Genomic DNA, 16,865 nt, shown 5'->3' with positions numbered 1-16,865 from the left:
TTTTCGCACGCGATATCCTTAAATTTGTGACAATATCAGCTTGATCATGACAGGGAGTGACTCCCTCTAATGACTTTCTGGTTATTAATTATAATCGTGCGTAAAAGTTTTTAGTGACTTTTGCGTCATTAATCTTGAGCCGTACAACGTCCGCCACACTCCAGCGTTTGGGGAGTGCCGGACAAACGCAAGACTAGAGAAGCGTGTTCATGCCTGTAGACCATTACGAAAATTTTCCTGTTGCATCATTTTTACTGCCGCGCCGCCTGGTGCCCGCCGTCGAAGCCATCTATGCCTTCGCCCGCAGCGCCGACGACCTGGCCGATGAAGGCGACGCTGCGCCGGCCGAACGCCTGGCCGCGCTGCACGCCTACGAAGAGGCGCTGGGCCGTATCGAGCGCCACGAAGGCCATGCGGGCGAGAACGCCGCCATGTTCGAACGCCTGGCCGCCGTCATCGCCAAACACCAGCTGCCGCTGAAGCCGTTTTATGACTTATTGTCGGCCTTCAAGCAGGATGTGCAAACGACGCGCTACGCCAGCTACGACGACGTGCTCGACTACTGCGCCCGCTCCGCCAACCCCGTGGGACTGCTGATGCTGCACCTGTACGGCGCGGCCGATGAACAGAATGTACGCGATTCCGATGCCATATGTTCAGCTTTGCAACTAATTAATTTCCTGCAAGACGTCGCCATCGACCAGCAAAAAGAGCGCATCTACCTGCCGATGGAAGACCTGAGCCGCTTTGCCGTCTCCGCCGCCGCCTTCGAGCGGCCCGAGGCGCACGGCAAGTGGAGCGCCCTGATGCGCTTCGAAGTGGCCCGCACGCGCGCCCTGATGCTGTCCGGCGCGCCCTTGGCCCTGCGCTTGCGCGGGCGCATCGGCTGGGAACTGCGTCTCGTAGTGCAAGGGGGCTTGCGCATCCTCGAAGCCATCGAAGCGGTCAATTACGACGTGTTCCGGCGCCGCCCGAAACTGGAAAAGCGCGACTGGCTGATCATTTTCTGGCGCGCCCTGCGCATGTCGCGCAAAAGCCTGCATCAAGAGACGCAAGTAAAAACGGCTTTTCCCCCGTCGCCCACTCTGTAAGACGATAGAATAGCGGCTTCGATCTGTAACCCTTGCTCTTTTGACTATGTCTCCCGACGAATACTGCCAACAAAAGGCCGCCCAGAGCGGCTCCAGCTTCTACTACAGCTTCCTGTTCCTGCCGGCCGAACGCCGCAAGGCCATCACGGCCCTGTACGCGTTCTGCCGCGAAGTCGATGACACGGTCGATGACTGCACGGACGAAGCCGTGGCACGCACCAAGCTGGTCTGGTGGCGCAAGGAAGTCAAGGCCATGTACGAGGGCAATCCCACGCATCCCGTGATGCGCGCGCTGCAGCCGCACCTGGCCATCTATACACTGGAAGAAAAGCATTTGCAGGCCATCATCGACGGCATGGAAATGGACTTGAACCAGACCCGCTACCTCGATTACCAGGCCATGAGCCGCTATTGCTGGCATGTGGCCAGCGTGGTGGGTATCTTGTCGGCCAGCATCTTCGGCGCGACCCGCCCGGAAACGCTGCTGTACGCGGAAAAACTGGGCCATGCCTTCCAGCTGACCAACATCATCCGCGACGTGGGCGAAGATGCGCGCAAGGGGCGCATCTACCTGCCGATCAGCGAATTGCAGCAGTTCAATGTGACGGCGGCCGACCTGCTGAACGCGCGCCACAGCGAAGCCTTTGAAAACCTCATGCGTTTCCAGGTGGCGCGCGCGCAAAAGGCGTATGACGAAGCGTTCGCCCTGCTGCCGGCGGAAGACCGCCGCGCCCAGCGCCCGGGCCTGATCATGGCCGCCATCTACCGCACGGTGCTCAATGAAGTCGAACGCGACGGTTATCACGTGTTGAAACAGCGCATCTCGCTCACGCCGATCCGCAAACTGTGGCTGGCCTGGAAGACCTGGGTTCGTGGCTGAGAGTAGCGTGAAGCAACGCTACGCCGTCATCGGCGCCGGCTGGGCCGGCTGCGCGGCGGCCATGGAACTGGCGCGCGCCGGCCATTCGGTGAGCGTGTTCGAGGCGGCGCGCACCCTGGGCGGCCGCGCGCGCCGCGTCGAACGGGAAAAGACCGTGCTCGACAACGGCCAGCACATCTTGCTGGGCGCGTACACGGAAACCTTGCGCCTGATCAAGCTCGCGGGCCAAGACCCGGCAGAGCTGATCCTCACCCTGCCCCTGCAGATGCGCTATCCTGCGAACTCCGGTGGCATGGATTTTCTGACGCCGCGCCTGCCCGCGCCGCTGCACCTGGCGTGGGCCCTGCTGCGCGCCAAAGGCTTGCAGCGCGCCGACAAGCTGGCCCTGATGCGCTTTTCCACCGCCATGCGGACGATGGGCTGGCAGTTGTACAACGATTGCTCGGTGACCGAGTTGCTGCAGCGCTTCGACCAGACGGATCGTTTGAACCGGCTGATGTGGCACCCGCTGTGCCTGGCGGCGCTGAATACCCCGCCCGAGCGGGCCTCGGCCCGCGTCTTCCTCAACGTGCTGCGCGACAGCCTGGGGGCGAGCCGCCGGCGCGCCTCCGACATGCTGATCCCGAAAGCGAACCTGAGTGCCCTGTTGCCCGAGGCGGCCGCCCGCTATGTGGAACAGCATGGCGGCGCAGTGCGCACGGGCGCCAAGGTGGCCGCCTTGCACGCCTTGCCCGATGGCCGTTGGAGACTCGATGACGGCGTCGATGACGGGGAAAGCTTTGATGGCGTGATCGTCGCCACCTCATCCGTGCAGGCTGCCAGCCTGCTGCAAGACTTGCACGACGCACGCCTGGCCGACGTCATCAATCGTATGCAGGCGTTCACGCCGGAAGCCATCAGCACCTGCTACCTGCAATACGACGCCAGCGTGCGCCTGGACTTGCCGTTTTACGCGCTCGTCGATGCGCCAGAACAACAGCACTGGGGCCAGTTCGTCTTCGACCGGGGCCAGCTTGACGCCAGCCAGGCGGGCTTGCTGGCCGTCGTCATCAGCGCCTCCGGTCCTGCCGCCGAGCGAGGCCACGCGCCGCTGGCGCAAGCCATCGCGGCGCAACTGGCGCAAGTATTGCAGCGTCCGGAACTGGCGCAGCCAATCTGGACCCAGCTGATCACGGAAAAGCGCGCCACCTTTGCCTGCACGCCCGATTTATTGCGTCCCGACAACGCCAGCGGCATGCCGGGCTTGCTGCTGGCGGGCGACTACACGGCCAATGCTGACCGGAAGCAAGACTATCCTGCCACCATCGAGGCGGCCGTGCGCAGCGGCGTGGCGGCCGCCAGGGGCGTCACCACGGGCAAGGCGTCAAAACAGACTTGACGCTGCATCCTGCCCTGGTGTCGCTCGCCCCCGCGAAATTGCATTCTGTCGCACCGCGCTGGTGCGCCAGGCCGCGCTTGGGTACAGTCTGATCATCGACAACGGCCATGCCACGGGGAATACCATGCACACCACCTTGCACTTGAAAAACAGCTTGAAAGCCCTGGCGCTGCTCGCGTGTGTGGCACTGGCCACCCTGACCATCATTCACGGACAGCAAACGCCACAAGCACCATTGATGCTGAGCCAGGCAAGCATGCTGCTGCCGGCCATGGGCTGAAGCGGCAAAGCGGACGCACAGGAAGAATATGATGAACAAGCAAGATTATCTCGACTCTCTGCGGCGCGCGCTGGCAGGCTTGCCACCGGACCTGGTGGCGAAGACGCTCGATTATTACGAACAGACCTTCATCGAAGGCGCTGCGGCCGGCCGCAGCGAGCATGAGATCGCCGACGACCTGGGCGAGCCGAAAAAAATCGCCCTCACCTTGCGCAGCAGCACGCACCGCCAGGCCTTCGAACAGAAGAAAACCCCCGTCAACCTGCTGCGCCTGCTCGTCTCGCTGGTGGGCCTGGCCATCTTCAACCTGTTCATGGTCGTGCCTGCCGCCGTCTACGCGGCCCTGCTGGCCACCCTGTATGCGGTCGGCCTGAGTTTTTACCTGGCCGGCATCGCCATCACGGCCAGCGGCTTGTCCGGCGCCAACGAACTGGTGCTCGATGGCCCCTTGCGCCACGTCTTCATCCATGACGATGACGGCGGCGAAGGCGGCGAGCGGCGTGAAACGCGCATCACCATCGGCGACACGGGCATCGAAATCGACCACGTGCCCGGCCCCTTGCAGCGTGAACCGGCCGAGTCCCAGGGGCCGGGCGTTTCATCGCGCATGATGGAGCGGGCCGAAGCGCTGGCCGGCGGCGGCATCCGCATCTCCACCGACATGGACCGCGATGCGCGCACCACGCAAACCATCTTCGGCGTGGGCATGCTGCTCGGCGGTATCGCCATCTTCCTGCTCAGTCTGGTGGTCACGCGCTATACCTTGATCGGTATCAAGCGCTACATCGCCATGAATGTCTCCCTGCTCAAAGGTCACTAGAAAGGCTGCCATGAAACGCTTGCTCAAAGTTGGCCTGTCCATGTTCTTGCTGGCCATGGTCCTGATCGCCATGTCGTATGCGGCGCTGCGCGCCAAAGGGATCAGCAATCCCAGCAGCGCTGCCGGCCGCGCCGTGCGCAGCGAAACGCGCCCCATTTCCGCCAACATCAACAGCATCGACCTGGCCGGGCCCATCGACCTGGTGCTGCGCCGCGGCGCCACGCCATCGATGAAGGTCAGCGGCGAACAGCGTCTGCTGTCGAATGTCGACACCACGGCCGATGGCACCACCCTGCATATCGGCCCGAAAGGCATGCTGTTCCACCATCGCCAGCCGCTGCAGGTGGAACTGGTACTGCCATCGCTCACGCGCGTGGAAGTGCACGGCAATGGCGACAGCAAGATCGCGGGATTTTCCGGCGACAGTTTCATCCTGGAATTGACGGGTTCGGGCGACGTCAGCTTCACGGGACGCTACAAGCAGGTACAAGCCACCGTCAACGGCAGTGGCGACCTCGACATCAATGGCGGCAACAGCGACAGCGTGGTGCTGGAAATGGTGGGCTCCGGGCGCATCGCCGCCAGCGGCAACACGAAATTCCTGCGCGCCGACCTGAGCGGCTCAGGCGATATCGATGCCGAGCACCTGGCGGCCGACAAGGCCAGCGTCAGCCTGCAAGGCTCCGGCACGAGCACCGTCTTCGTGCGCGACGCCACCAACCTGACCTTGCGCGGCAGCGGCGACATCCACATCCACGGCAACCCGCGCCAGCGCGATGCGCAGAAAAGCGGGTCAGGCGATATTATCTGGCATTGACTTTCTCTTCCAGCCACGCCACCGCCTGCTCGCCGGCCGCCTTGCCTTGCGCCAGGCAGGCCGTCAGCAGGTAGCCGCCCGTGGGCGCTTCCCAGTCCAGCATTTCACCGGCGACAAACACGCCCGGCATGGCGCGCAGCATGCTGCCGTCGACGCCGCCGAAGTCCACCCCGCCGGCGCTGCTGATGGCTTCATCGATGGGACGCGGGCGCTGCAAGGTGACGGGCAGCAGCTTGATGGCGGCAGCCAGTTTGACTTCGTCGGCAAAGTCGGCCGAGCCCAGGCATTCGCGCAGCAAGCCCGATTTCACGCCTTTTATCCCCAGCCGGCTTTGCAGGTGGCTGGACATGGAGCGGGCGCCACGCGGGCGCGTGACTTCCTCGAACACGCGCTGATGACTGTGGTCAGGCGCCAGGTCGAGCCAGATGGTGGTGCGGCCGTCACGCGCGATCTGCTCGCGCAGCGCGGCCGATAGCGCATAAATCAGGCCGCCTTCGATGCCGCCCGCCGTGATGACGCACTGTCCCTGGCGCTTGACCGTCAAGCCATCGAGGTCATGCGCGGTGATGGCCAGCGTGGCCAGGTGCTCGCCCGCGTAACGCATGCTGAAATGCTCGCTCCAGTCCACGTCGAAGCCGCAATTGGCCGGCGCCAGTGCTGCCACGGCCACGCCCTGCCCTTGCAGCAACGGCACCCAGGCGCCGTCCGATCCCAGGCGCGCCCAGCTGCCGCCACCCAGCGCCAGGATCACGGCGTCAAAGGTGAAACGGCGTTCGCCGTCCGGCGTGGCGAACGCCAGCTGGCCGTCGTGCCAGCCCGTCCAGCGGTGGCGCATGTGAAATTGCACGCCCGCTTCGCGCAAGCGGTGCAGCCAGGCGCGCAGCAAAGGCGCGGCCTTCATATCGGTCGGGAAAACGCGGTTCGAAGAACCGACGAAGGTCTCCACGCCCAGGCCGTGCACCCAGTCGCGCACCTTTTGCGGGCCGAACTGGTCCAGCGCCGGTTTCACCCGGTGCGCTTGCCTGGCGTAGCGCGTGACGAAGGCCTGGTAGCCTTCCGCGTGCGTGATATTCATGCCGCCGCGCCCTGCCAGCAGGAATTTGCGGCCGACAGACGGCATGGCGTCGAACAATTCCACCTGCGCCCCCTGGTCGGCAGCCGCCTGGGCGGCCATCAGGCCGGCGGGGCCGCCGCCGATGACGGCGATGTGAAACGAAGGGGAACTGAAATGGGTCATGGCAAGCTGGAAAGACGGTGAAAACCCCGGCATTTTAGTCGAGATAAGGTCCGGGGATGGCAAGAATGCCGAAAAATGATGCATACTGCGCGGACATGCTGCAGCGATCAGTACTTTGACTTCACCAGACAACGCGACGACAAGAGGAGAAACACATGGGTGCAGGATTCTGGATTTCCCGTTATTTGCTGGCCAGTTCGATCTTATTCATCATCCTGACGGTGGTCGAATACAGCAAGGGCACCACCAGCAACGCCGACATCCTCAGCGCGCTGGCCTGGTCGCTGGTGGCGTCGGCCATCTTCATCGGCTCGAAATACTGGCGCTACAAGAAAGCCATCGCCTGCGCCACGTGCAGCGGGGACAAACCAACAACCAAGTCGTCATAAGAAAATGGCCGCTTCAGCGGCCATTTTCTTGAGTGGACATTTTCAGCCGCCCGTCACGGGCGGGAAGAATGCCACCTCGTCGCCTTGCGCAATCACGGTATCGGCATGGCACATCACCTGGTTATGCGCCATGCGCAGCGCACGCCCCTGCGCCAGCGCATATTCCCAGTTGCCGCCACGGGCGATCAGCAGGGTTCTCACCTCGCCCACCGTCAGCGGCGCAGCCACTTCCAGCACTTCCTGGCCCGTGCCCACCAGCTCGCGCACGCTGGCGAAAAATCGCAGATTGATCTTCATCGATACTTCCTTAGTACAGCAATTCGTTAAACGGGATAAAACGCAGCATGTCGCCGCGCGCAATCGACAGCCCAGGCGGGCAATCGATCAAGCCGTCGCCCCACACGGTGGAGGTCAGCACGCCCGAACTCTGGTTGGCGAACAGTTCCAGCTCGCCGTCGTCATTGATCTTGGCGCGCAAGAACTCGTTGCGCCTGTCCGCCTTCAGGCGCTCAAACGCGGCCGGCAGCTGGTAGCTGCGCGGCGCCAGATTGCCCGCCACGCCTTGCAGGCGCAAAATGAACGGACGCACGAACAGCAGGAAGGTGACAAAGCTGGAGACGGGATTGCCGGGCAAGCCGACAAAGAAGGCCTCCTGCACTTCGCCGAACGCCAGCGGTTTGCCCGGTTTGACGGCGATCTGCCACATGTTCAAGCGCCCTTCCGCTTCCACAGCCGGCTTGATATGGTCTTCCTCGCCCACGGACACGCCACCCGAGGTGATGATCAGATCATTGCCCTGGGCCGCCTGGCGCAGCACGGCTTTTGTCGCTTCCAGGCTGTCGGGCACGATGCCCAGGTCCGTGATCTCGCAACCCAAATTTTCCAGCAGTCCCCGCAGGGTAAACCGGTTCGAGTTGTAGACGGCGCCCGGCGCCAATGGCTGCCCCGGCATGGCCAGCTCGTCGCCCGTGAAAAACACGGCCACGCGCAGCTTGCGCAGCACGGGTACTTGCGCCAGGCCCACCGAGGCGGCCAGGCCCATTTCCTGGCTGCGCAAACGCCTGCCCGCACCGAGGATGACGCCGCCGGCGCGGATATCCTCGCCCTGGCGGCGCACCCATTCGCCCGCATGCGGCACGTGGTTCACCGTCACCACGCCGTCCGCCAAGGTGCACTGCTCCTGCATCACCACGCAATCGGCGCCGTCCGGCAACAGCGCGCCGGTAAAGATGCGCGCCGCCGTGCCCGGCTGCAATGGCTGGCCCACGTGGCCGGCCGCAATGCGCTGCGACACGGGCAAGCTGGCCGCGCCGCTGGCGCAGTCAATCGCGCGCACGCAATAGCCATCCATCTGCGTGTTGTCGCGCTCGGGCACGTTCAAGGTCGACGTCTGCGCCGTGGCCAGCACGCGGCCGTTGGCGCGCATGGTGTCGACCAGCTCGACTTCGGCCACCGGACGCGCCGCGCCCAGCATGAAGGCTTGCGCCTCGGCCACCGACAACATCGGTTTACGGGGTGCAGCCGGATCGCTCATCACAGGCCCGCTCATCACAAGCCCGTGTTGGCGGCGATGTACGCCTTCATTTTCTCGACGTCGGCATCCATCACGACAAACTTTTGCGGCAAGTCTTCGATGTTGTCGAAGCCGGCCGGGCGCTCGGCGTCCACGCCCAGCGCTTCGAGGATGGTTTCGTTGAACTTGGCCGCCAGCGCCGTTTCCAGCACGATCATCGGCACGTTCGGCTCCAGGTGCTCGCGCGCCACCTTGATGCCGTCGGCCGTGTGCGTGTCGATGGTGATGCCATAGTCGTCGGCCACGTCGCGGATGGTATCGAGGCGGTCCTGGTGCGTGGACTTGCCCGACTTGAAGCCGTATTTGGCCACCAGCTTGAACTCGTCACCGTCGCTGCCAGGCTTGCCGGACAAATCAAAGCCGCCGTGCGTTTCCACTTTCGTGAACAGTGCGCGCACGCGCTCGCTGTCGCGGCCCACCAGGTCGTACACGAAGCGCTCGAAGTTCGACGCTTTCGAAATATCCATCGACGGGCTGCTCGTATGATAGGTCTCGGCGGACTTGCGCACGCGGTAGACGCCCGTGCGGAAGAATTCGTCGAGCACGTCGTTTTCATTCGTGGCCGCCACCAGTTTCGAGATCGGCAAGCCCATCATGCGGGCGATATGGCCGGCGCAGATATTGCCAAAGTTGCCAGACGGCACCGTGAACGACACTTTTTGCTCATTGCTGGTGGTCGCCGCCAGATAGCCGCGGAAGTAGTACACGACCTGCGCCACGACGCGCGCCCAGTTGATGGAATTGACGGTGCCGATCTTCTGTTTCGCCTTGAACGGCAAGTCGTTCGACACTGCCTTGACCATATCCTGGCAATCGTCGAACACGCCTTCGACGGCGATGTTAACAATGTTCGGGTCTTGCAGGCTGAACATCTGCGCCGTCTGGAAGGCGCTCATTTTCTTGTGCGGCGACAGCATGAAGACGCGGATGCCCTTCTTGCCGCGCATCGCGTATTCGGCCGCGCTGCCCGTGTCGCCGGACGTGGCGCCAAAGATATTGAGTTCGGCGCCCGTCTTGGCCAGGGTGTATTCGAACAGGTTGCCCAGCAGCTGCATGGCCATGTCCTTGAAGGCCAGGGTCGGGCCGTTCGACAGCGCTTGCAGCATCAGGGTGGTCGATCCGCCCTTGACGAGGTTTTCTTCGAGCACGCGCAGCGGCGTGATGTCGGCCGCGTTTTCGCTGGCGCGAGCGTTCTTGTAGACTGCCTTGGTATAGGTTTTCGCCGTCAATGCCTTCAGGTCCGCGGCCGGGATATCGGTGGCGAACTTCTTCAGGATTTCGAATGCCAGGTCGGCATACGACAATGTGCGCCAGGCGTTGAGCTCGGCACCAGTGACTTGCGGGTAGTGTTCTGGGAGATACAGTCCGCCATCGGGGGCCAGGCCGCCCAGGAGGATGTCGGAGAATTGCTGCAGATTCGATGGCGCTTTATCAGCGCGGGTAGACACGTAGTGCATAAATTTGAAGAGTCCAGTTGAGCTGAGTGCGGTTGATCATGAATGGCAGCGGATATTATAGTGCCAGCCGCTCCCCAAGGCGAATCCGTCGCGTTTGCCCGGGCAGCACCCGGCAGGCGCAGGGCGCGTCTGTTGTCAAACGACACACCTTGTCGCACGGCAACTGTATCATGGCCGCTTTACAGACTAGCCGGGCACGCCAGCCGGCCCACGACGACCATGCCACAGCTCATCGACCATATCGACGCCATCGCACGCCAGCGCCAGCGTGCCGTGTTGTATCTGGAGTTCCACCCAAAAAGCTACGAAGAGTCGCGCCTCTACCGCCATGACGACGATGCCGTGCGCAGCAGCATGCTCGACTGGTTTGACGCGCAGGCGATCGCCTGGCAGCCTTGCGGTCCCTACGCCGAACTGTCGGGCTTTTCGTCGTGGCGCGGCCAGATCTGCTTCGAGCTGCCGTATGACGAAACGCTGCCCGCGTATTGCCAGCTGCGCGATTACCTCGAGCATGCGGACGGCAGCATGCGCCACGCGGGCGTGCGCTTTTACCTGCTCACCCTCGATCTCGCCATGCAGAACGCGGCCCACGACGAACCCGGCTTCTGGGACCGCTGGGCGCAAGATCTGTAGACCCCCTCCGTTTTTCCTCCACTTTTTCAACACAGCAATTAACAGGAATGCCACATGAAGCGTGACGACTTTCTCAAGCAGGACGATGTACGGGGCTTTATCGACTGGCTGGCGGCCGAACTGCCAGCCCGGCCCTTTCAGCTGAAGATGGCGCGCAGCCGCTTCGTGCCGGGCGGCCTGGACGTGCAGGCGACGGGCCTTGAAGCGGTGCTGGGCCACTATATGTGGAGCACGCGCTGGACCGATGCGCAAGGCAAGCCTGTCGTCTCGGGTAACTGGCACGAGACGCGCGCCTCGCTGGCCATGCTGCGCGGCTGGCTGAAAGACGCCATCGCGCGGCAGGATGAAGACCAGGCGCTGGCAGCCTGCCTGGCCATCCTCGAATGGGGCGGCGTGCGCGGCGCCATCGTCTTCCTCAAGCGCCTGCACGCACAAGGCCGCCTGGTCGCCTACTTCACGCGCCTGGCGCCATTGATGTCGCTCGACTCGGACGCTTCGCTCGATGCGCTCGATACGGATAGCGTGGAACGCTTCGACGCGGGCCTGACCAAGATCCACGCCCTGTTTGATGACAGCGGCTCGCCCATCTACGACAGCCGCGTGGGCGCCGCAATGGCCATGCTGTACGCGCAATACCGCAGCCAGGCGGGCAAGAAGCTGGCAAAAAAACGCTGGCTGGCCTTCCCCTCGGGCGCCGCGCGCGGCAAGCAAATCCGTAATCCCAAGGGGATCGACGTCGGCTTTGCCAGCGCACCGCAATTCTTTGGCAAGGCCGTGTCGTGCCAGGACTGGGCGCAATGGCAGGTCAAGCTGGGCTGGATCCTGCGCGCCGTGCTGGAACAGTGCGACTGGTTCAAGGCGGACGGCGCCGACATGGCCGCCCGCTGCCATGCCTTCGAAGCGTGTTTGTTCATGCTGGGGTATGACTTGCGGTGTTTTGCTGCGACACGCGTCCCGGAAGCGGTGGCCATCGCAGCGCCGGTCGAGGAAGACGAAGTGCCGCAATTCGGCTGGGTGCCGACTGGCTGTGCATTCGCCGATACCCTTCCTCGCTATGGAGCATTCCGCGCTGGCCTAAAAAGTGGCGAAAAAGATGATGCCGCCAGCTTTGCCAGTTGGTTGGCCGCACGCTATCAACTCGGAGACAGCACGGCCCGCGCCTATTGTTTCTCTTTGCGCGACGATGAATTCAAGCTATTTGGCCGAGAGCAGGCGGCGCTCGATCTGATTCTGGCAGGCGGAAAGGACGGCTTGTATGCCGCGCAGGGAAGCCGCGAAAGCTATCTGGAAACCGATACCCGCGAACAGGTGTGCCTGGTCGACGCCCTGCTGGTCGGACGCATGGCAGGCATGCGGCCCGCCGACAGCACTGCCTGGCTGCTGGCGCAAGGTCATGCAGGTACGCCAGGTACGGCAGGTTTGATCAGGACCACCGGCGGCCAGGTCGGCCGTCATTTCGGCCTGCTCGACAAGAAAAATCGCCCCACAGCCTTCTACCACGAGTACTTCGGCGATTGCATGCGCGAGCTTTAAGTCAAAAAATCAGGCGCCCGTGCTGGCGCATGCGCCTGATTTGCGCCACACTGGTGTTTGTCGGCCCGCTTCCGGGCCATTCATGGAACCGGCCATGTCGCTGAGTAAAAAACCGTATCTGCAAAGCGCCACGCTGCGCCACGACACCGTCGTCGACCTCGATCACTATCCGTTCACCATCCCCGCCATTCGCGACTTCGTGCACATGGATTTCCACCGCGATGTGACGTTTTTCGTGGGCGAGAATGGCAGCGGCAAGTCGACCATGCTCGAAGCGCTGGCTGTGGGGCTGGGCTTCGGCAAGGATGGCGGCACGCGCAATGTGCGCATCGCCCTGCCATCGGACGAGGAATCGGGTTTGCATGCGCATCTGCGCCTGAGCAAAAGCTACAAGAAGCCCGATGACAGCTATTTTTTGCGCGCCGAAAGCTTTTTCAATGTCGCCACCTACATGGACGACATGCCCGAGTACCTGGGCAGCTACGGCGGCAAGTCGCTGCACGCGCAATCGCACGGCGAAGCGTTCATGGCGACCCTGATCAACAAGCTGCGGGGCAAGGGACTGTATCTGCTGGACGAGCCCGAGGCGGCCCTGTCGCCCAGCCGCCAGATGGCTGCATTATCGGTGATCCACCAGCTGGTGCAGGACGACTCGCAGCTGATCATCGCCACGCATTCGCCCATCCTGCTGGCCTACCCGAACGCGAAAATCCTCAGCTTTACGGGCGGCGGCATCCACGAAGTGGCGTATGAAGACACGGAACACTATGCCGTCACGCGCGATTTTTTGAACAATTACCCGAGAAGGCTGGAGCAGTTGTTTGAGGAGGAGTGAGTTGGTGGCTGCTGCTTTGGTGATGTCGGCTTACTGCCTTGGTGATGTCGGCTTACGCCCTGCGGGCTAAGCCGACCTACGCCGACCGTGGCATAGCGTAGGTCGGATTAGCGCTGCGCGCGTAATCCGACGCCACCGCCAGCGCATCAGCAAGCGGCGTGGTTCACCGTAATCACGTGAACTGCCAGCCCGCCCAGCGAGGTTTCCTTGTACTTGTCCTGCATGTCCGCGCCCGTCTGGCGCATGGTTTCGATGACTTCGTCGAGGCTGACGAAGTGCGTGCCGTCGCCCTTCAGCGCCAGCGAGGCGGCCGTGATGGCTTTCACGGCGCCCATGCCATTGCGCTCGATGCAGGGAATCTGCACCAGGCCGCCGATGGGGTCGCAGGTCATGCCCAGGTGGTGCTCGATGCCGATTTCGGCCGCGTTTTCGATCTGCTCGTTCGTACCGCCCAGGGCCGCCACCAGGCCGGCCGCCGCCATGGCGCAGGCCACGCCGACTTCGCCCTGGCAACCCACTTCGGCGCCCGAGATCGAGGCATTGCGTTTGCACAGCATGCCGATGGCCGCTGCCGTCAGCATGAAGCGGCGCACGCCGCCGACCGGGTCGCTGGGGCGGCAATCCTGCGCGTAGTAGCGCAGCACGGCCGGGATGATGCCGGCGGCGCCGTTGGTCGGGGCAGTGACCACGCGGCCGCCGGCCGCGTTTTCTTCGTTGACGGCCATCGCGTACAGGCTGACAAGATGCACTGCGTCGTGCGGCAAGTCGTTGGCGCGGTTGTCCGACGCCTTCGCCTCCTGCGCCAAGCGCCATAATTTGGCGGCGCGGCGCTTCACGTTCAAGCCGCCCGGCAGGTTGCCCGTCGTTTCCAGTCCATGCGCGATGCAGTCGCGCATGACCTGCCAGATGCGGTCCAGACCTTCATTGAGTTCCATCTCGCTGCGCTTGACGCACTCGTTCGCGCGCAGCATTTCCGGGATCGACAGGCCGCTTTCCACCCCGTGCGCCAGCAACTGCTCCATGGTATCAAAAGGGAAGACGACGCGGGCGCTTGCCGCCGACTCCACCGCCGCTTCCGCCTGTGCCTCGCCTGCCTCGTGGATAAAACCGCCGCCGATCGAGTAATACACCTTGTCGGCCCGGCTGCCATCAAGCAGTTTCAGGGTGAAGCGCATGCCGTTCGGATGCTCGGGCAAGGATTCGCTCTTGTGCCAGATCAGGCCCGTGGCCGCCGTAAACGGCACCACGTGCATGCCCAGCAAGGCGATCTCGCCGGCCGCCTCGATGGCGGCCAGCTTGCTGTCGACCGCATCGGGCGCCACGTCTTGCGGCGTTTCGCCCATCAAGCCCAGAATGACGGCCTTGTCCGTGGCATGGCCCACGCCCGTCAGCGCCAGCGAGCCATACAGGGCCGCCTCAACGCCCACTACCTGGTCCAGCGGACCGTATTCGACCAGAAAACGCCGCGCCGCCACCATCGGCCCCACCGTGTGGGAACTCGACGGCCCGATGCCGATCTTGAACAGGTCAAATACGCTCATATCCATGTAGTGTCTCTTTATATTAGTATGTTTTTATGAATGCTTGTGTGGTACTCAGGCTGCCTTGGCGGCATGGCCCACGTCGACATTGGCCAGCATGTCGGTGACCATTTGCTCGACGCCGATCTGCGCCTTCCAGCCCCAGTCCGCGCTGGCCTTGCAGTCGTCCAGGCTTTGCGGCCAGCTGTCGGCGATGGCCTGGCGGCTGTCCGGCTTGTAGCTGATCTTGAAGTCGGGGATCATGTGCACGATGGCTTTCGCCAGCTGCTCGGGGTTGAACGACACGCCGGCCACATTGTAGGACGAACGGATCTTGATCTGCGACACAGGAGCATCCATCAGTTCGATGGTGGCGCGGATGGCGTCGGGCATGTAAATCATCGGCAAGGTGGTCGTCGCATCGAGGAAGCAATCATAACGCTCGCCGCGCAAGGCCGCATGGAAGATGGCGATCGCGTAATCGGTGGTGCCGCCGCCCGGAGGCGATTTGTAGCTGATGATGCCCGGGTAGCGGATGCTGCGCACGTCCACGCCATACTTGTTGAAGTAGTACTCGCACAGGCGCTCGCCGGCCAGCTTGCTGATGCCGTACATCGACGTCGGGTCCATCACCGTCATTTGCGGGGTGTTTACTTGCGGCGTGTTCGGGCCGAAGGCGGCAATCGACGACGGCCAGAAGATGCGCAGCGGTTTGCCCGCCTCGCCCCGCTCGCGCGCCAGTTCCAGGATATTGAGCAAGCCATCCATGTTCAGGCTCCACGCTTTCAATGGCGCCGCTTCGCCCGTGGCCGACAGCATGGCCGCCAGCTGGTACACCTGGGTGATGCCTTCGTCGGCGATGAGCTTCGCCAGGCCGTCCTTGTCCAGCACATTCAATTGCGCGTAGCGCCTGGCCTGGTACAGATTATTCGTGCCGATGTCGCTGGCGATGACGTTGTCCGCGCCGTGCTGCTGCGCCAGTGCGCCCACCAATTCACTACCGATTTGGCCGTTTGCGCCAATGACTAAGATGCGTTCCATGCTATTTTCCTGAATTCTTGTTAGTTAGTGGTGGTAGTGGTCAGCAAACCGAGTTCCTTGCCTGCCTGCTCGAAGGCGGCCAGCACTTGCACCAGCTGTTCGCGGGTGTGCGCGGCCGACAGCTGCACGCGCACACGCGCCTGGCCCATCGGCACGACCGGGTAGAAGAAGCCCGTCACCAGCACGCCCAGTTCATACAGGCGGGCGGCAAACTTCTGCGCCACGGGGGCGTCAAACAGCATCACGGGCACCACCGGATGCGTGCCAGGCTTGATGGTGAAACCGATGCGCTCGATCTCGCTGCGGAAGAACGCCGTGTTGTCATGCAGCCGGTCACGCAGCTCCGTCGACTTGGCCAGGCGCTCGAGTACCGACAGCGAAGCGCCGGCGATCGATGGCGCCAGGGTGTTCGAGAACAGATAAGGGCGCGATTTCTGGCGCAGCGTGTCGATGACTTCCTTGCGCGCCGACGTGAAGCCGCCCATGGCGCCGCCCAGGGCCTTGCCCAGGGTGCCCGTGATGATATCGATGCGGCCCATCACATTGTGGTGCTCGTGCGTGCCGCGGCCCGTCGCGCCCATGAAGCCGGAAGCGTGGCATTCGTCGATCATCACCAGCGCGCCGTATTGGTCGGCCAGGTCGCAGATCTTGTCGAGTTGCGCTATCGTGCCATCCATCGAGAACACGCCATCCGTGACGATGACTTTATGGCGCTTGCCGGCGGCGACCGCCGCTTGCAGCTGCACTTCCAGGTCTGCCATGTCGTTATGCAGGTAGCGGTAGCGGCCCGCCTTGCACAGGCGGATGCCGTCGATGATGGACGCGTGGTTCAGCGCGTCCGAGATGATGGCGTCGTTTTCATCGAACAGGGGCTCGAACACGCCGCCGTTGGCGTCGAAAGCGGCCGCGTAGAGTATGGTGTCTGCGGTGCCCAGAAAAGCGGAAATCGCCTGTTCCAGTTCCTTGTGCACGGTTTGCGTGCCGCAGATGAAGCGCACGGACGACAGGCCGTAGCCGTATTTTTGCGTAGCGGCAATCGACGCTTCCTGCGTCTGCAGATCGCCGGACAGGCCCAGGTAGTTGTTCGCACACATATTGATCAGGGTACGGCCATCGTCGCACACCACTTCAGCGCCCTGGCGCGAGGCGATCACGCGCTCGGACTTGTACAAGCCCTGTTGGCGCAGTTGATCGAGATTCTGTTGCAGACCGCTGAAAAAGGTGTTCTTCGCTTGCTCGCTCATGATGATCCTTGTGTGTCCCTGTTGTATGCCTGTTGGCTGCATGGGCCGCCGCTTGACCGGCGCGCGCCATATGCTGTACCGTGAAGCGCTGTTTGAAGTCTGCACGTTTCCGTGTTTTTCCTCAAAATCCACTATTT

Annotated in this window: 17 protein-coding genes; 10 read left to right on the top strand and 7 right to left on the bottom strand. The window is 63.0% G+C overall.

Translation table 11 applies throughout. From position 1 onward, the window contains the following. The first annotated feature begins 209 nt into the window (after positions 1–209). The 6 genes from hpnC to C8C92_RS14225 all read left to right on the top strand — a co-directional run bounded on the left by hpnC (position 210) and on the right by C8C92_RS14225 (position 5,266). A complete protein-coding gene (hpnC, locus tag C8C92_RS14250) occupies positions 210–1,091 on the top strand; it encodes a squalene synthase HpnC (protein ID WP_116744309.1) in 882 nt (293 codons plus the stop codon). 46 nt (positions 1,092–1,137) lie between these two features. Beyond that, the gene (hpnD, locus tag C8C92_RS14245; protein ID WP_116744308.1) at positions 1,138–1,971 is read left to right on the top strand and encodes a presqualene diphosphate synthase HpnD; all 834 of its coding nucleotides are present in this window, start codon (positions 1,138–1,140) and stop codon (positions 1,969–1,971) included. A gap of 7 nt (positions 1,972–1,978) precedes the next feature. Next, positions 1,979–3,349 (top strand): hydroxysqualene dehydroxylase HpnE, encoded by a 1,371-nt coding sequence (gene hpnE, locus C8C92_RS14240; RefSeq protein ID WP_347708469.1) that lies wholly within the window; start codon positions 1,979–1,981, stop codon positions 3,347–3,349. Between the two features lie 124 nt (positions 3,350–3,473). Then, positions 3,474–3,629 carry a hypothetical protein gene (locus C8C92_RS27475; protein ID WP_165829442.1) on the top strand — a complete coding sequence of 52 codons (156 nt, stop codon included), beginning with the start codon at positions 3,474–3,476 and terminating at the stop codon, positions 3,627–3,629. Positions 3,630–3,657: 28 nt separating this feature from the next. Next, positions 3,658–4,449: a DUF1700 domain-containing protein gene (locus C8C92_RS14230; protein ID WP_243420210.1), complete on the top strand. Its 792-nt coding sequence runs from the start codon at positions 3,658–3,660 to the stop codon at positions 4,447–4,449. A 10-nt stretch (positions 4,450–4,459) separates the two neighbouring features. Further along, complete coding sequence (locus C8C92_RS14225; protein ID WP_116744306.1) at positions 4,460–5,266, top strand: head GIN domain-containing protein; 807 nt, start codon at positions 4,460–4,462, stop codon at positions 5,264–5,266. On the opposite strand, the gene C8C92_RS14220 is transcribed toward C8C92_RS14225, so the two are convergent. Continuing rightward, positions 5,253–6,503, bottom strand: a complete 1,251-nt coding sequence (locus tag C8C92_RS14220) for a TIGR03862 family flavoprotein (RefSeq protein ID WP_116744305.1) — start codon at positions 6,501–6,503, stop codon at positions 5,253–5,255. The genes C8C92_RS14225 and C8C92_RS14220 overlap by 14 nt on opposite strands. Positions 6,504–6,658: 155 nt before the next feature. Here C8C92_RS14220 and C8C92_RS14215 point away from each other — a divergent pair, with 155 nt between their 5' ends. Further along, positions 6,659–6,892, top strand: coding sequence for a hypothetical protein (locus C8C92_RS14215; protein WP_099763928.1), 234 nt, complete (start codon positions 6,659–6,661; stop codon positions 6,890–6,892). A gap of 42 nt (positions 6,893–6,934) precedes the next feature. Here the strand turns inward: C8C92_RS14215 and moaD are convergent, their stop codons facing one another. Genes moaD through thrC form a run of 3 tightly spaced genes read right to left on the bottom strand, consistent with a single transcriptional unit; the run spans position 6,935 to position 9,922 of the window. Continuing rightward, on the bottom strand, positions 6,935–7,189 hold the full coding sequence (gene moaD, locus C8C92_RS14210) for a molybdopterin converting factor subunit 1 (protein ID WP_099763929.1): 255 nt from the start codon (positions 7,187–7,189) through the stop codon (positions 6,935–6,937). Positions 7,190–7,199: 10 nt separating this feature from the next. Beyond that, on the bottom strand, positions 7,200–8,426 hold the full coding sequence (glp, locus tag C8C92_RS14205) for a gephyrin-like molybdotransferase Glp (protein WP_116744304.1): 1,227 nt from the start codon (positions 8,424–8,426) through the stop codon (positions 7,200–7,202). Between the two features lie 14 nt (positions 8,427–8,440). After that, the gene (gene thrC, locus C8C92_RS14200) at positions 8,441–9,922 is read right to left on the bottom strand and encodes a threonine synthase (protein WP_116744303.1); all 1,482 of its coding nucleotides are present in this window, start codon (positions 9,920–9,922) and stop codon (positions 8,441–8,443) included. Positions 9,923–10,141: 219 nt separating this feature from the next. Here thrC and C8C92_RS14195 point away from each other — a divergent pair, with 219 nt between their 5' ends. From C8C92_RS14195 to C8C92_RS14185, 3 genes are all read left to right on the top strand, one after another. Then, a complete protein-coding gene (locus C8C92_RS14195) occupies positions 10,142–10,555 on the top strand; it encodes a hypothetical protein (RefSeq protein ID WP_071077491.1) in 414 nt (137 codons plus the stop codon). A gap of 54 nt (positions 10,556–10,609) precedes the next feature. Further along, positions 10,610–12,088 carry a hypothetical protein gene (locus tag C8C92_RS14190; protein WP_116744302.1) on the top strand — a complete coding sequence of 493 codons (1,479 nt, stop codon included), beginning with the start codon at positions 10,610–10,612 and terminating at the stop codon, positions 12,086–12,088. Between the two features lie 94 nt (positions 12,089–12,182). Next, positions 12,183–12,923, top strand: coding sequence for an AAA family ATPase (locus tag C8C92_RS14185; RefSeq protein WP_165829441.1), 741 nt, complete (start codon positions 12,183–12,185; stop codon positions 12,921–12,923). Between the two features lie 146 nt (positions 12,924–13,069). On the opposite strand, the gene C8C92_RS14180 is transcribed toward C8C92_RS14185, so the two are convergent. From C8C92_RS14180 to kbl, 3 genes are read right to left on the bottom strand one after another with little or no spacing between them, the layout of a single operon-like run. After that, entirely contained in the window at positions 13,070–14,470 is a 1,401-nt protein-coding gene (locus C8C92_RS14180; protein WP_116744300.1) for an L-serine ammonia-lyase, read from the bottom strand. A 48-nt stretch (positions 14,471–14,518) separates the two neighbouring features. After that, positions 14,519–15,484 carry an NAD-dependent epimerase/dehydratase family protein gene (locus C8C92_RS14175; RefSeq protein WP_116744299.1) on the bottom strand — a complete coding sequence of 322 codons (966 nt, stop codon included), beginning with the start codon at positions 15,482–15,484 and terminating at the stop codon, positions 14,519–14,521. A 20-nt stretch (positions 15,485–15,504) separates the two neighbouring features. Continuing rightward, on the bottom strand, positions 15,505–16,728 hold the full coding sequence (gene kbl, locus C8C92_RS14170; RefSeq protein WP_116744298.1) for a glycine C-acetyltransferase: 1,224 nt from the start codon (positions 16,726–16,728) through the stop codon (positions 15,505–15,507). Between the last annotated feature and the right edge of the window lie 137 nt (positions 16,729–16,865).

Source organism: Janthinobacterium sp. 78, assembly GCF_003096775.1.
Classification (GTDB): domain Bacteria; phylum Pseudomonadota; class Gammaproteobacteria; order Burkholderiales; family Burkholderiaceae_D; genus Janthinobacterium; species Janthinobacterium tructae.
Note: the sequence above shows the minus strand (reverse complement) of the source record. Positions and strands in the feature narration are given on the sequence as shown.